Raw genomic sequence first — 15,662 nt, forward strand, 5'->3', positions numbered from 1 at the left:
CGACGCCACAGGTTCAATTGCCGTGCCGCGAGACATTCCAGAAAATACTGAATGAATTCAGCAATAGTCCGAAGGGTTCACCCGGCAGAATTCGCAGCCTCGGCAAAAAATTCCCTCGGTCAGGGCAGGATTGACCGACCCTAGGTGCGCCACTTCAAGCGCGTGGCTCGAACGGGATTGACGAAGGCATCAGTCCCACCGACAGCCCGGGCCAGAGCCATCTTGCACTGGAAATACCAGGCAGACGGCTGATCCGGCTCGCCGACGAAGAGCAATGGCTGGTGCAGGCTCGCGTGGGAATCCAGACGCCGCAGGATCGCAGCATCCTGCTCCAGAAAGGCGCGACCCAGCAGCGAGAGCGCCGGATACAGCCAGCGAAGCGGTCGCACCGAACTGTAGATGACGTTTCTCAGCATGACCCGACCCGGCGCGATCGGCGTGACCGTCGTGATGTTCAGCAGTTGGAGTCGACCACCCTGCACGCGTTCAATCCGCGTCGAGGGTAGCCGGAACTCTATGGTCACCTTCCGGTCTTGCCCGACCAGTTCATAGGCAGGCGCCGAGGCGAAGGCATCGGCCGCCGTCGCCGTGAAGCCGAACGGTGTCGGGACATAGTCCTTGGTCTTGACCCGCCGTCGGGGCGACGAACGCCACCACCACGCGGTATGGACCATCGGCACGTGGGCGGGATCGACCAGTCCTAGAACCGTCTGATCATAGTCGGCCTCCACCTCGATCTCCGAGCAGGCGATCATCGGGAAGCCTGGGGTACCGGCCTCGTCCTCGATCAGAGATGGGATCCCCGTCCCCTCGTGGCAAAGGCGACGGACCCAGACCAGACCCAGTCGCGATTCCACGACCCAGTCGGCATCGTCCGACACGATCGTGCCGGACCGGTCTCTACGCAGTAGGAGATCCTGACCGAAGAGCGTCACACCGACGGGCCCTTGGACGTCCCTGCTCCGTGCAACCGGGTACCAGGCCGCCGCCGGTGGGCCAAACCGGGCTGCCTTGCCTGCAACAACGCCCGTCGCCGGGACGTCGGCCTGGGATTGCAACGGAAATCCATCCGGGGCCAAAACGTCTCCTGACGAAACAACGCCAAGGCCGGCCGGCCCGACGTCCTGAAACAAGATCGAGGCGGGAGGAACCAGATTCCCGTAGTCAAGCGTGACCATAGAGCTTCATATGCAGGAGTCGATCTGACACTGCCGCCCGCTGAACATTCTTGTGGCTCGCGCCTGCTGGAACGCCTTTTGCCAATGCGACTTTAGCAAGCTGAGCCGAAGTTGCACGATCCCGATCTCCGGAGCCCTGTTTGTCCGTTCTCGATGCCTCAGATGGCGATGCCGAGTTTCTGAACAGTGGCGGGCCGATCGGCGAACACCTGAGGGATGTTGACTGGTCTCGGTCGCCACTTGGACATCCTGCGACCTGGCCACAATCGCTCAGGGCCGTCTTCAGACTCTTGCTGCATTCCCGATTTCCCATGTTTGTAGCCTGGGGAGACGAACTCGGATTTCTCTATAATCAGCCCTATGCCGAAATCATCGGCAGCAAACATCCCGAGGCCCTGGGTGGCCGGTTCAAGGACGCCTGGCCGGAGATCTGGTCCGACATCGAACCTCTGGTCGAAGCTGCCCTGGTGGGCGAGTCCTCGTTCCGGGAGAACCTGTCCCTGGTCATGAACCGCAAGGGCTTTCCCGAACAGACCTGGTTCACATTCAGCTATTCTCCGGTCCACGACGACAATGGGGCAGTCGCAGGACTGTTCTGCACGGTCGCCGAGACCACCGGTCAGGTGCTCGCGGAGGCGGCCCTGTCCGAAAGCGAGACCCGTTTCCGGAGCATGGCCGATAGCTCTCCTGTGATGATGTGGGTGACGACCCCGACCGGTCACTGCAGTTATCTGAACAAGCGCTGGTACGAGTTCACCGGACAGACCCCGGGTGCTGGAGAGGGGTACGGCTGGCTGGATGCCGTCCACCCCGATGATCGCGACGCGGCTGGAAAGATATTCGTCACCTCGAACGCAGAGCATCGCGACTACCAGGTCGAGTTCCGCATCCGGCGAGCGGATGGCGCCTATCGCTGGGCCATCGATGCGGCAGCAGCGCGTTTCTCCGAGACCGGCGAGTTTCTCGGCTATGTCGGATCGCTGCTTGATATCGACGAGCGTCGAGAGATGGAGCGCGCGCTTCGCGAAGCCAATGAGGGTCTCGAAGCCCGCGTCTCTTCGGCCATCGCCGAGCGCCAGTTGCTTGCCCAGCTTGTCGAGGGAACCGACGCCTTCGTTCAGGTGGTTGGGCCAGACTTCCGCTGGCTAGCCATCAACCGGGCTGCCGTCGACGAAATCGAGCGCATCTATGGTGTTCGACCACGCGTCGGCGACTCATTCCTCGATCTGTTTGGGCACCAGCAGCACATTGTGAAGGAGGTTCGCGCCGTGTGGTCTCGCGCTCTTGCGGGCGAGGCATTCACCGAAGTCGGAGAGTTCGGCGACCCGGACCGCGAGCGCCGGGTCTACGAGATGAAGTTCGACGTGCTGCGAGACGCAGACGGCGTTCAGATCGCCGCCTATCAGTTCGTGACTGACGTGACGGAGCGCGTGCGTGAGCAGGAACGGCTCGCCGAAGCCGAACGCGCGCGGCGGGATGCCGACGAACTGTACAGGACCTATTTCGAGAACTCGCCGGAAGCCTTGTTCGTGATCGGCGTCGAGCCGGACGGCGACTTTGTGATCGAGGAAATCAACCCGGCACACGAGGCGGGCGTGGGGCTGAAACTCGCGGATATTCGCGGTCGAAAGATTTCGGACATTCTCACAGAGCCGGTCGCGGCCCCTATCCTTGCTGCCTACACGCATGTGCTGGAGACCGGTGCCCTTTACCAGTACCGTGAACAACTTGCTCTCGGATCGGAGCCGACGCACTGGGACACATCCCTGGTTCCGATGCGCGACGAGACAGGCCGGATCGTGCGTATCATCGGCTCCAGCCGGAACGTCACGCGTCAGGTCATGACCGAAGAAGCGCTGCGGCAATCACAGAAGATGGATGCCATGGGCCACCTCACCGGGGGGGTTGCGCACGATTTCAACAATCTCCTCACGCCAATCGTCGGTGCGCTCGACCTCCTGCAGCGCAAGGGACTTGGGGGTGAGCGGGAACAGCGGCTCATCGACGGAGCTGTCCAATCGGCAGACCGCGCCAAGATTCTGGTGCAGCGCTTGCTGGCCTTCGCGCGTCGTCAGCCGTTGCAGTCGGTTGCCGTGGATGTTCCGGGTATCGTCAACGGCATGGCGGATCTCGTCTCCAGCACCGCCGGCCCCCAGATCAGGGTCGTGGTGGACGTACCCCCCGACCTGCCCTTTGCCCGAGCCGATCCGAACCAACTGGAAATGGCGCTGCTCAATCTGGCTGTGAACGCGCGGGACGCGATGCCGGAGGGTGGTACCTTGCGGATTAGCGCAGCCATTGCAGCAGACTCGCCCCTCCTGCCCGCCGATCTTCAGCCTGGCCGATACATCATGATCTCTGTTGCGGACAGCGGTGTCGGGATGGACGAGGACACGCTTGCCCGTGCGGTTGAACCCTTCTTCAGCACCAAGGGTGTGGGGAAAGGGACCGGTCTTGGTCTGTCCATGGTGCACGGTCTGGCATCACAGCTCGGCGGAGCCATCACCATAAGCAGCCAGCTCGGTCGCGGCACCAATGTCGAGCTCTGGCTGCCCCAGACGGACGAAACCCCCGAAAGTCCAGGCATCGCCCAGCCTGCAGCGCTGATCCATCAGCTGGGTACAGCCCTGCTTGTCGACGATGAGGAACTGGTCCGCGCCAGCACGGCCGACATGCTCGAAGACCTTGGCTATCGTACCTTGGAAGCCTCCTCCGGAGAGGCGGCCCTGGGCATGATCGAGAGCGGTGTCGAGATTGATCTCGTGGTGACGGACCACCTCATGCCGGGCATGACGGGTTCAGAACTTGCAAGGCAGATCCGGAAACTTCGCCCGGGCCTGCCGGTCCTGCTCGTGTCAGGCTACGCAGAGGTCGAGGGTGTGGCTGCGGACCTGCCCCGTCTGGTCAAACCGTTCAAGAAGCACGAGCTCGCCTCAAGCATTGGCACCCTCACGCCCGAACAGGGCTGATCCGGCCATTCGGCTGGAACCTCGGCCAGGTTCGGCATCGCCCCACCGGACAGCCACATCGACCCGCTTTCGCGCCAGTTGACGGCGGAGCCTCTGCCGCGTTGATGCACCTATGGCCAAACGTTCGACGACCGCACGAAAGTCGCTCTCGACTACAAACCTTGTAGCCCTTGGAGCAGAGCGGCTGGCCGACCTTCTGCTCGAAGCCACGGTTGGCGATGCCGGTCTCAAGCGACGTCTGAAGCTGGAACTGGCGGCCGAGGTCGGTCCCGCCGACCTGGCCCTGGAGATCGACAAGCGGCTGGCCGCTCTGGCCGCCAGCCGCACACGTGTGTCCTGGCGCAAACGTCCGGAGCTGATTGCTGACCTTCAGGTCCACCGGCGGGCCATCGTCGAAAAACTGGCTCCAAAGGATCCTGGCCTGGCCTTGGGAAGCCTTGTCGCCTGGTTTGACCTCTATCCGGGCCTGGATCAGCGCGTGAAGGACCCGAAGGGCGAGTTGGCCCTCGTGTTCTTCGATGCGGCCGAAAATCTCGCCGACGTCGCCTCGGCCGTCGGGCCGGACGATGCAGGAGCGATACTGGCCGAGGCGGTCGAGACACGGCTTTCGGACTGGGCCGGTTGGGTCGGCCGTGCTGCACCGTCCATGAGCATACCGGTGGCAGAGCGTCTTCTGGCCTTGCTGACAGACGGACGCGCCCGGCCGATCGGGCGACGCGCTCTGGTCGTGCGAAAGCTCGCGGACAGGGCCGGCAATGCCATCGCCTGGGCGCGAACCTGGTCTGATGAAGATCAGCTCAAGCCCGACGTCGGCGCCGAAGTCGCTCGCCGGCTGGCAGCCGCCGGACTGGCGGAAACAGCCCGCGTCGCGCTCGACCAGTGCCGTCCCCGTCTCGGGCCGCCTGCGAGAAAGGGCGCTGCCGATACCCTGCCAGAGCCCTCCCCGGCGTGGGAAACCGCCGAGATTGCGGTGCTGGAGGCGGAAGGTCGATCGCCGGAAGCCCAGGACGCGAGATGGGCGGCCTTTTCCCGTACACTCGACGTCGCCCACCTTCGCGATTTCGTCGCACGGCTCGCTGATTTCGATGACGTCGAGGCCATCGACCGGGCCCACGCCCTTGCCGCGAACTGGAGCGAAGCAGCGCGCGGTCTGGCCTTTCTGATGGAGTGGCCAGCCCTTCGCGAGGCCGCTGCGATGATCCTCGCCCGGGCCAATGAATTCCGTAGCCTCAACGACAGTGTGCCCCTGTGGATTTCCCGGCTGGAAAGCCGGTATCCCGCCGCAGCCCTGGTGCTCGTCCGATCCCGCGCGCGCGCGCTGGCACCCCTGGGACCATCACGCGCCGAGGAGGTTCGGGCCCTTTCGATCGAGGCTGCCGAACTTGCGATCCAGGCGGGGGCCGTGGACGATCTTGAAAGCCATGCGGCCTTTATCGACAGTCTGGAAGCCATTGCCAGTCGGACCGGCCGACCGCGCTGGGGATGAAGTACGCCTCTGGCCGTTCCCGGCACTTGTCGATATCCCTTGCGTCAGAGCGCGTATCCGGCACGCCAGATGAAAGCAGGCAATCGCCATGACGGACGACCACAAGAAGATCCCGGCACCGGCCGTCGACCTCTACACACGCTTCATCCACGGCGAGATCGGACGGCGGGCCTTCGTGCAGGGCGTGGGTCGCTATGCGGCTGCGGGTCTGACGGCCACGGCCATCATCGAGGCCCTGATGCCGAACTATGCCCTCGGGCAGCAGGTACAGAAGGACGATGAGCGGATCACGTCATCCTATGTCACCGTGCCTTCGCCCGACGGCCATGGCTTCATTCGCGGCTATCTGGTCCGTCCCTTCAGTGCCGATACCCGCAGTGCCACGCCCGCCCGGCTTCCTGGCGTCATCGTCATCCACGAGAACCGCGGCCTGAACCCCCACACCGAGGACGTCGCCCGCCGCTTCGCCCTGTCGAACTTCATGGCCTTCGCTCCGGACACCCTGACCTCGGTCGGGGGATATCCCGGCGATGACTACAAGGGTGGCCAGCTGTTCGCGTCGCTCGACCGCGGAAAGATGACCCAGGACCTCGTCGCTGCCGCGCGATGGCTGAAGGCGCGCCCTGACTGCAATGACCGCATCGCGGCCACAGGTTTCTGCTTCGGCGGAGCCCAGTCCAATGCGCTGGCCGGTATTCTCGGCCCCGATCTGGCCGCGGCGGCACCCTTCTACGGCGGGGCAACGCCTGTCGCTGACGTGCCCAACATCAAGGCGGCCATCCTGATCCACCACGGCGCACTGGATTCACGGCTGGTCGCCGACTACCCGGCCCAGATTGCCGAACTGCAGAAGCACAATATCCGCCACGAAGGCCATCTCTGGCCCGACTCCGTCCACGGCTTCTTCAACGACGCCACGCCGGAACGCTATAACGAGGTCACGGCCAAACAGGCTTGGGCCCGCACGCTGGAATGGTTCAACGAACACACGCGAACCCCGCAGTCCACGACCTGATGCAGCGACGGAAAACCGTCTATTGCAAATCACTCGCATCTAGGGCACTGAGCGGATGTGTCTGAAGCCGCCGCTCCGATCCCGACCCGTTCGAACCCGAAGGCATCACGCGCCTTCTGGCTGAAACAGCTGCACAGCTGGCATTGGGTGTCGGCCGCAGTGAGTCTTATCGGCCTGATGCTGTTCGCAGTCACCGGCATCACCCTCAATCACGCGGCGCAGATCCCCTCCGAGCCCGTCACTGTCGAAACGACGGCAGTGTTGCCGGCGCCTCTGCTGGCTCGGCTGTCGACGCTTGCGGAAGAGACCACAGACCCGGTTCCGGACGCGGTCGCGCGTTGGGCTGCCGATGCTCTCGACGTTTCGATTGCGGGCCTTCCGACCGAGACGTCGCCCGAGGAGGTCTATATCGCCCTGCCCCGGCCTGGCGGCGATGGCTGGCTGACGATCGACCGCTCGACCGGAGAGGCCCTTCGCGAAACGACGACAAGCGGCTGGATTGCCTATCTGAATGACCTGCACAAGGGGCGGAATACGGGCCCGGTCTGGTACTGGTTCATCGATGTCTTCGCCGTGGCCTGCGTGATCTTCGCCGTCACAGGCTTTGCCCTCACCTGGATGCATGCCCGCCAGCGACCCTCCACATGGCCCCTGCTGGGCCTGGGACTTCTGGTTCCTGTCGTCATCGCCCTTCTGTTCATTCACTGACGAGTTCGCCCATGCACAAGACACCTCTCCTGGTCTCGACCGCCCTGCTGGCCGCTGTCACGTCTCCGGTGCTGGCCGCGGACCTCTCGATCACGGTCGAGATCCCGCGGGTGAACACAGCCGCCTATCATCGCCCCTATGTTGCGATCTGGATCGAGCAGCCGGACCAGACGGCCGTTCGCACACTGGCAGTCTGGTATCAGGTCGCAGCCGGTCGGGGCGGCGAAGGCGAAGGCAAGGACTGGCTCAAGGACCTGCGTACCTGGTGGCGCAAGGGTGGCCGCGCCCTGACCCTGCCGGCGGATGGACTGTCAGGCGCAACCCGGGCACCGGGCACCCAGACTTTGCGGATCCCCGGCGCGCGCCTGAACAGCTTGCCCGCTGGCCAGTACAATGTGGTCGTCGAGGCGGCCCGCGAACAGGGCGGGCGCGAGCTCGTCCGCGTGCCGTTCCGGTGGGGCGGGCCCGCCGCCCGAACCACGGCTGCCGGTTCCAGTGAACTCGGCGCTGTCGCTGTCGCCGTCACCCGCTAAGGAGACTTCCATGAAACGTTCGCTTGCCCTGCTTGCCCTGACCGCCGCTCTGGCGACGCCCTTTGGCGCACAGGCCCACCGAGCCTGGATGCTGCCGTCCGCCACGACGCTGTCAGGCACGGAAGCCTGGATCAGTATCGATGCAGGCGCCTCGAACCAGGTGTTTGTCGCCGACCACGCTGCCCTTGGAACGGACAATCTGGTGATCTTGGCCCCGGATGGTTCGACGGTGACGCCTGCCAACATGATGCGGGGTCAGTATCGATCGACCTTCGACGTCCACCTGACCCAGCCCGGCACCTACAAGATCGCCAGCGTATCGGCGGGCATGTCTGCGAACTATACGCTTGATGGCGAGGCCAGACGGTGGCGCGGCCCGGTGGCTGACTTTCCATCCGCAATCCCGACCGGAGCGACCGATGTCCGGGCCACCCGCAACGTGAATCGGATGGAGACCTTCGCCACGCTCGGCGAGCCCACCGACAGCGTGTTCGCGCCCACCGGTCAGGGACTCGAGCTCGTCCCCGTCACCCACCCCACGGACCTGGTGGTGGGCGAGGCAGCGACCTTCACCCTGCTGAAGAATGGCCAGCCTGCTGCAGCCATGGACGTGACGGTCGCCCGCAGCGGTGCGCGCTATCGCGACAATCCGGGCGATACCACGGTCAGGACAGACGCGGCCGGGCGATTCTCGATCACCTGGCCCGAGGCAGGCATGTACTGGCTGAACGCCTCGCAACGCGACGAACCCGAAGGAACAGCGCCTGCGTCGCAGGTCCAGTACACCGCCATTGTGGAAGTGCTGCCCTGACCCGAGGCGGTGCTCGAGGCGCCCCACCGCCGATCGTGATGATGGGCGGCGGCATGGACCGACAGGACAACCGCGTCCTGATCCCGCCCACCGACCGAGCGCCGTCCCGACCACCCAGCGACCTGATCTGGGCGCTGCACGGCCAGACCATGGGCACAACCTGGTCGGTCCGCGCCGTCCCGGCACCGGGGACCGTTCAGGCGGACCTGCAGTCCGCAATCCAATCGGAGCTGGATTCGATTGTTGCGCTGTTCAGTCCGTGGGAGCCCGACAGCGAGATCCGGCGCTTCAACCTCGCCCCTGCAGGGACCTGGGCCCTGAGCGGCGACTTCTGGGACCTTCTGATCTCCAGCATGGAGCTCGCTGACGATACCGATGGGGCGGTGGATCCGACGCTGGGGGCACTCGTCGATCTGTGGGGCTTTGGACCACCCGGCCCCCGCGAGGACCTGCCCACGGACGACGAAATCGGGATCGCCCTTGGCGTATCGGGCTGGCAGAAACTGCGGCTGCATCGCGCAGGCCAGGCTGCCGTCCAGCCCGGCGGGCTTTTCCTGGACTTTTCCGGCATCGCCAAGGGCCATGCTGTCGATCGTGTCAGCGAACGCCTGACCGCCCTCGGTGCCACGGCTCATCTGGTCGAGATCGGCGGCGAACTGCGGGGCATGGGCGTCAAGCCGGACGCTCAGCCCTGGTGGGTCGAGATCGAACAGCCACCCGGATCGCAGATCCCCCGCACTGTGGCGGCCCTTTTCGACGTCGCCGTCGCCACTTCGGGGGACTACCGGCGCGCCTTTATCCACGAGGACCGTCTTTACCCTCACACATTGAATGGACGCACGGGCAGGCCGGTCGACAATGGCGTCACATCGGTCACCGTGTTTCACACCAGTGCCATGCGGGCGGACGCCCTTGCCACCGCCCTGACCGTCATGGGGCCCGAGGATGGGCCGGCCTATGCGGAAGCGATGGGGCTCAACGCTCATTTCGTCTGCCGAACGGAAAAGGGGCTCGTCGAGCGAATGACCCCGGGCTTCGCGGCCATGATGGACGACGACGTCGCGTGACCACGGACCTTTCGCGCCTCCTCTGGGCCGGACTGGCCATCGTGCTCTGGCTCCTGACCCTGGCGATGGTCACATGGAACGAGCGGCGGCGCAGGGCGTCCGAGTCCGCTCGGGCAACTATTCTCGCGACCGGGCAAGATGCCGTTCTCGTCGCCTTCGCCAGCCAGACCGGTCTGGCCGAGCAACTGGCCTGGTCGACCGCGGAAATCCTGTCGCGCGCGGGCACGGCAGCCCGCGTTGCCAACCTGGGCACCCTGACAGCCGCAGACCTGCGCGCCAGCCGTCGCCTTCTGGTCGTCGCTTCGACCACGGGCGAGGGCGACGCCCCCGACAGCCTGTCGGGTTTCGTGCGTCGGCAGATGAGCGCCCGTGGCGATCTGTCGGGCCTGTCCTATGCCGTGCTCGCCCTGGGTGACCGATCCTACAACGGCTTTTGCGGCTTCGGTCGCGCGCTCGACGGCTGGCTCAAGGACTCTGGCGCAACGGCCCTGTTCGAAAGAGTCGAGGTCAACGACGGCGATCCCGACAGCATCCGGCACTGGCAGCGCCAACTCGCAGCCCTGACCGGTCAGGCGATCGAGCCCGACTGGACGCCTGCGCCTTTCGAGACCTGGCGACTGGTCGAGCGCACCCATCTGAACCCAGGCAGTCCGGGCGGCGAGGCCCATCTGTTGTCATTCGAGCCGATCGGGTCCGTCGCCACCTGGGCGGCCGGCGACATCGCCGAGATCGCCCTGCCGGACCCGGCTGCACCGTCCCGCGAATACTCCGTCGCCTCACTACCCGTGGATGGACGTGCCGAATTCATCATTCGTCGGCTGGTCCGCTCCGATGGATCACCCGGGCTGGCTTCGGGATGGCTGACCCATGATCTTGTCGAAGGCAGCGAGATCGGACTGCGCCTCCGCCGGAACACTGCATTCCACAGTCCGGACGCCTCTGCCCCTCTGATCCTCATCGGCAATGGAACCGGTATCGCCGGGCTTCGCGCGCACTGGCGCGCGCGTCGGGATGTCCGGCACGGGGGCACATGGCTCATGTTCGGCGAACGCTCATCCCTCCACGACGCCTTTCTGGACGAGGAACTTCAGGCCGCGCAGGCCAAGGGCGTCCTGACCCGCATCGACCGGACCTACTCTAGGGCCCCGTCCGACGGTCGTTATGTCCAGGCCCTGATCACCGAACAGGCCGAGAGGCTGAACGACTGGATCGTGCGCGGCGCGACCATCCTCGTCTGCGGTAGCCGCGAGGGGATGTCGGAGGGCGTGGATCAGGCTCTGGAGAGCCTCCTGGGCCCGGAACGCATCGAAGCCTTGCGCGAGGCCGGGCGATATCGTCGTGACGTCTACTGATCTCAACGTTCTCACATATGAAAAGTTTTTTACCTGTTGAGACGAAAAGGGTTGTCGGCCGTGTGCTCGCCTGACACTCTTTGACCAGCCCACCCATCCGCGGTGGCGTGTTCGGGAGTGAGACGATGACCAGCCTTGGACCCCGGTTTGCGGGAGCCTCGACGCTTTCGATCATGCTGGCCCTGCTGGCAGCTGCACCGGCTCAGGCTCAGGAAGCACCCCGGTTCTATTTCGGGGCAGACCTGTCCTATGTGAACGAGATGGAGGACTGCGGTGCGGTCTACCGGGTCGGCGGACAGGCCTATGACCCCTATGCCATCTTCGCCGAAACGGGCCACAACCTGGTGCGCGTGCGCATCTGGAACGATGCGGAATGGACCCGCTACAGCAACCTCGACGACGTCAAGGAAACCATTCGCCGAGCCCGCGCCGAGGGCATGCAGGTGCTGCTGGACTTCCATTATTCAGATGACTGGGCCGATGGCGACAAACAGATCGTGCCCAAGGCCTGGCGACCGATCCGTGATGACGTTCCGGCGCTGTCCAAGGCGCTCTATGACTATACGGTCGAGACCCTGACGGCGCTGGAGGCCGAGGGCCTGATGCCGGAAATGGTCCAGGTCGGCAACGAGACCAATCCCGAGATGATGGGCGAACTGGACTGGAAGGAGTCGCGAGACGGCATCAACTGGCCCCGCAATGCTGCCCTCCTCAACGCCGGCATCAAGGCCGTTCGAGACGCATCGGCGACCACGTCCATCAAGCCGCGCGTGATGCTGCACATCGCCCAGCCGGAAAACACCGAACCCTGGTTCACGGCGGCGAAGGCCCATGGCGTCACGGACTACGATCTGATCGGCGTCAGCTACTATCGCAAATGGTCGACCAACGATCTCGCGGGCCTCGGCAGCACGATCCAGCGCCTGAAGTCAGGCTTCGGCAAGGACGTCGTCGTGGTCGAGACCTCCTATCCCTTTACCAATGACGGTGCCGATGCATCGCCCAATCTGCTGGGCCCCGACACCTTGCTGCCCGACTATCCGGCGACGGAGGCAGGCCAGCTGAAATACATGACCGATATCACCCAGGCCGTGATCTCAAGCGGCGGCACGGGGGTCGTCTATTGGGAGCCAGCCTGGGTCTCCACCGGGTGCTCGACGCGCTGGGGCGTGGGCTCCAACTGGGAAAACGCGACCTTCTTCGACTGGCGCCAGCAGAATGAACTGACCGAGGCCGGCCAGTGGGCCATGAAGACCTATCGCTGGCCAGGCGACACGCCCTAGCGGCCCGACGCCGAGCGACAGTCCCTAAACGTCTCCGCGCCACGCCTTCACGAAGGCCGAGGCGCTGATACCGACATCCGCCGCGCTCTTGCCCGGTTTGAAGATGGCTGAACCAATCCCGAATCCGGATGCCCCGGCGGACCGCCAACCCGCAACGCTTTCGGGATCGACGCCGCCGACGGCATAGACCCGGGTCTGTAGGGGCAGGACGGCGCGGACCGCTCTCAGGCCTGCCGGCCCTGCGACCTCGGCCGGGAAAAGCTTGAGCGCGTCAGCCCCGGCTTCGAGGGCCGCAAACGCTTCGGAGGGCGTGAAGAAACCGGGGATCGACAGCAAGCCAAGCGCCTTGGCCTCGCGGATGACCTCCGCGTTGGTGTTGGGCGAGATGATGATCTGCCCGCCCGCTTCCGCGACGCTTCTGGCGGCTTCGACAGTCAGAACAGTTCCCGCGCCAACGAGCGCCCGTCCCTCCAGCGCATCGCGCAGCTGGCGAATGCTTTCGAGCGGCCGGGGCGAGTTCAATGGCACCTCGAGACAGACGAACCCCGCTGCGACAATGGCCTCGCCGACCGCCACCGCCTCTTCCGGCTCGAGTCCGCGCAGGATCGCGATCAGCGGAAGGGTGTCCAGTATCTGGATCATTGGCTGGCCTCATGGATTCGCCACAGCCCCCGGGCTGTCGCCGTGTCTCCGTCTGCAATGCGGACGTCGGCGAAGCCCGCCATCTGCAGTGCAACGCTGTAGCGGTCGTTCAGGAGCCCGGTTCCGACCAGGGTCACGGGCGTCTCCCGGTCCGTGCCATGGGCCGCGACTTCGGCTCCGATCAGCAGTCCCGACAGGTAGTCGGCTGCAGCTTCCGGACTGAGCCGGTCCGCCAGCGCTTCAACGCGCACAGAAAACAGGGCCGCGGTCAGGGCTGGATCATCGAGCCCGCGCGTCACGCCGGCCGCGAAGGCGTCGGGATGGGTTCCCGTCTCGCCCATGCCCGCCCCGAGGATGGTGCCCCTCCGGATCGCAGAGAACAGCTCTCCGGTCATGAAGGTGCGGTGATCGAGGATCCTGCCCTGCTGGGCGTCGATCCATTTCGAGTGGGTACCCGGGGCCAGGATCCGGTGATTACCATCCCCGAGGTCCAGACCCATGGCCTGGGTCTCCTCGCCCCGCATGACGTCCACCATCCGCCCGCCGGCCATGGCCTTCAGCCCGGGCACGAGGCGAACCTCGGGCCTGCCGTCCGGCGAAACCAGCCCCTTCGTCAGATCGGCGATGCCGGCTGGCTCCGGCAGATAGGCCACTTCCCGCCATCGGCCCCGGGCGCCTGCCATACCGCAGACGAGGATGGGCAGCCGGTCCGTGAGCCAGCCCTCGCCGACCTCATCGAGGACACGCGCGAAGTCTCCGGGTCCAAGGCCGCCGCCTCCGCGCGGATCGGTGCGTGAGGCGAGGACATGCCCCCCCTCTCCGATCCGCATGACACGCAGGTTGGTCGTGCCCCAGTCGACGCCGACCAGAGCGGCCCCGTCGCCGGCGACCTTCACCTCACCACCAGATGGCATAGACGGCAATCAGGAACAGGATCACGCCCACGCCTGCGATATTGAACCCGGTCGAGGTCCGGTAGCTGACGCCATCCAGCCTGATCTGCATCGTGCCCGCCTTGGGCGGCGACATCAGGGAGACGATCACCGCCGCAGCAAGCGACATCAGGAAGACGACTCCCACCCGGTTCATGAACGGGAAGGCGAAGATGTCGGCGAACTGCAGCCACCAGAACACAGCCGACAGCACGACCGAAAGGATGGCCCCCGCCAGCGCACCCGCTTCCGACGCCCGCCTCCAGAAGAGGCCCAGGATGAAGATCACGACGATGCCGGGGGTGAAGAAGCCCGTGAACTCCTGAATGAACTGAAAGCCTTGCTCGAAGCTGCCCAAGAGGGGTCGCGCCGTCAGGATGCCGATCACCATGGCTCCGATCGCCGCCATCCGGCCGACAAACACGAGATGGCGATCCGAGGCCCCCTTGTTGGCCTTGGCATAGAGGTCGAGCGTGAAGATCGTCGAGATCGAGTTCACCTTTGACGCCAGCGAGGCGATGATGGCCGCGATCAGGGCGGCAAAGACCAGGCCTTTCAACCCGGCCGGCAGCAGGTTCATCATCGAGGCATAGGCCTGATCGGTCGCGGGCTGGCCGGGCTGACCCAGGTTTGGTGCCAGGACCAGCGCTGCCATCCCCGGCAGCACCACGATCACCGGCATCAGCAGTTTCAGATAGGCCGCAAAGGCAATGCCCTTCTGGGCCTCACCGATCGACTTGGCCGCAAGAGCACGCTGGATAATGTACTGGTTAAAGCCCCAGTAGCTGATGTTCATGATCCACAGCCCGCCCAGCAACACGGCGATCCCCGGCAGGTTCACGAACTGTGGATTGTCCGGCGACAGGATCATGTCGAACTTCTCGGGGAACTGGGTCAGCAGGGTATTGAACCCGCCCAGTGCACCGGCCTCGCCGCCGATCTGGCCGAGCGCGATGTAGCCGATGATCAAACCACCGGCGACCAGCAGGACGACCTGTACGATGTCCGTCATGGCCACGGCCTTCAGTCCACCCCACAGCTGATAGGCCAGGGCGAACACCCCGATGGCGATGATCGCATAGGTCTGGTCGAGACCCGTCACGCCGTTGACGGCCAGCGACCCGAGCCAGAGGATCGAGGTCACGTTCACGAAGACGTAGAGCAGCAGCCAGAACACGGCCATCACGTTGCGGATTGTCGGTCCATACCGCTGCTGCAGGAACTGCGGCATGGTGATGATCTCGTTCCGGATGAAGATCGGCAGGAAATACTTGCCGACAATCAACAGCGTGAGCGCCGCCATCCACTCGTAGGATGCGATACCCAGTCCGATCACGAAGCCCGAACCGCTCATGCCGATGATCTGCTCGGCGGAGATGTTGGCGGCGATCAGCGATGCGCCGATCGCCCACCAGGGCAGGGTCTTGGAGGCCAGGAAGTAGTCGGTCGAGCTCTTGCTCGCTCCGGCCTTGTCACGCGACACCCACTGGGCCAGGCCGAAGATGAAGACGGCATAGATGCCGAGGATCACGAGATCGATGGTGTCGAGCGACATGAATGCAGCCTCCCCGGCTCGGCCCTGTTCACCGGGCGCGCCCAAAGGCTAGGCTGCACAAAAGACGGCCGCAACCGTTTTTCATATATGTCTACGCATTTTACTGGCGACAACGTCGGTACAGTCGGCGA

Annotated in this window: 13 protein-coding genes; 9 read left to right on the forward strand and 4 right to left on the reverse strand. The window is 64.8% G+C overall.

Features of this window, described 5'->3' with window-relative positions:
• Positions 1-140 precede the first annotated feature (140 nt).
• On the reverse strand, positions 141-881 hold the full coding sequence (locus GGR13_RS09780) for an SRPBCC family protein (protein WP_183213346.1): 741 nt from the start codon (positions 879-881) through the stop codon (positions 141-143).
• Positions 882-1,489: 608 nt separating this feature from the next.
• Between GGR13_RS09780 and GGR13_RS09785 the strand changes: the two genes are divergently transcribed.
• From GGR13_RS09785 to GGR13_RS09825, 9 genes are all read left to right on the forward strand, one after another.
• The gene (locus GGR13_RS09785) at positions 1,490-4,147 is read left to right on the forward strand and encodes a PAS domain-containing protein (RefSeq protein ID WP_183213347.1); all 2,658 of its coding nucleotides are present in this window, start codon (positions 1,490-1,492) and stop codon (positions 4,145-4,147) included.
• Between the two features lie 112 nt (positions 4,148-4,259).
• Entirely contained in the window at positions 4,260-5,633 is a 1,374-nt protein-coding gene (locus tag GGR13_RS09790; protein ID WP_183213348.1) for a DUF6880 family protein, read from the forward strand.
• A gap of 88 nt (positions 5,634-5,721) precedes the next feature.
• Positions 5,722-6,648 carry a dienelactone hydrolase family protein gene (locus GGR13_RS09795; RefSeq protein WP_183213349.1) on the forward strand — a complete coding sequence of 309 codons (927 nt, stop codon included), beginning with the start codon at positions 5,722-5,724 and terminating at the stop codon, positions 6,646-6,648.
• Between the two features lie 57 nt (positions 6,649-6,705).
• Entirely contained in the window at positions 6,706-7,356 is a 651-nt protein-coding gene (locus tag GGR13_RS09800) for a PepSY-associated TM helix domain-containing protein (protein WP_183213350.1), read from the forward strand.
• Between the two features lie 11 nt (positions 7,357-7,367).
• Complete coding sequence (locus GGR13_RS09805; RefSeq protein ID WP_183213351.1) at positions 7,368-7,889, forward strand: DUF2271 domain-containing protein; 522 nt, start codon at positions 7,368-7,370, stop codon at positions 7,887-7,889.
• A gap of 10 nt (positions 7,890-7,899) precedes the next feature.
• Positions 7,900-8,700, forward strand: a complete 801-nt coding sequence (locus GGR13_RS09810; RefSeq protein ID WP_183213352.1) for a DUF4198 domain-containing protein — start codon at positions 7,900-7,902, stop codon at positions 8,698-8,700.
• A 53-nt stretch (positions 8,701-8,753) separates the two neighbouring features.
• Positions 8,754-9,767, forward strand: a complete 1,014-nt coding sequence (locus tag GGR13_RS09815; RefSeq protein ID WP_246347788.1) for an FAD:protein FMN transferase — start codon at positions 8,754-8,756, stop codon at positions 9,765-9,767.
• A complete protein-coding gene (locus tag GGR13_RS09820; protein ID WP_183213353.1) occupies positions 9,764-11,119 on the forward strand; it encodes a flavodoxin domain-containing protein in 1,356 nt (451 codons plus the stop codon). Before GGR13_RS09815 ends, GGR13_RS09820 begins: the two co-directional genes overlap by 4 nt.
• 125 nt (positions 11,120-11,244) lie before the next feature.
• Positions 11,245-12,402 carry a glycoside hydrolase family 53 protein gene (locus tag GGR13_RS09825; protein ID WP_246347789.1) on the forward strand — a complete coding sequence of 386 codons (1,158 nt, stop codon included), beginning with the start codon at positions 11,245-11,247 and terminating at the stop codon, positions 12,400-12,402.
• Between the two features lie 24 nt (positions 12,403-12,426).
• Here the strand turns inward: GGR13_RS09825 and GGR13_RS09830 are convergent, their stop codons facing one another.
• From GGR13_RS09830 to GGR13_RS09840, 3 genes are read right to left on the reverse strand one after another with little or no spacing between them, the layout of a single operon-like run.
• Entirely contained in the window at positions 12,427-13,044 is a 618-nt protein-coding gene (locus GGR13_RS09830) for a 2-dehydro-3-deoxy-6-phosphogalactonate aldolase (protein ID WP_183213354.1), read from the reverse strand.
• The gene (locus GGR13_RS09835; RefSeq protein WP_183213355.1) at positions 13,041-13,958 is read right to left on the reverse strand and encodes a 2-dehydro-3-deoxygalactonokinase; all 918 of its coding nucleotides are present in this window, start codon (positions 13,956-13,958) and stop codon (positions 13,041-13,043) included. The genes GGR13_RS09830 and GGR13_RS09835 overlap by 4 nt, the downstream gene beginning before the upstream one ends.
• Positions 13,942-15,531: a sodium/sugar symporter gene (locus GGR13_RS09840; protein WP_183213356.1), complete on the reverse strand. Its 1,590-nt coding sequence runs from the start codon at positions 15,529-15,531 to the stop codon at positions 13,942-13,944. Before GGR13_RS09840 ends, GGR13_RS09835 begins: the two co-directional genes overlap by 17 nt.
• Between the last annotated feature and the right edge of the window lie 131 nt (positions 15,532-15,662).

Origin of the sequence: Brevundimonas variabilis (assembly GCF_014199945.1) — a bacterium.
GTDB classification, from domain to species: domain Bacteria; phylum Pseudomonadota; class Alphaproteobacteria; order Caulobacterales; family Caulobacteraceae; genus Brevundimonas; species Brevundimonas variabilis.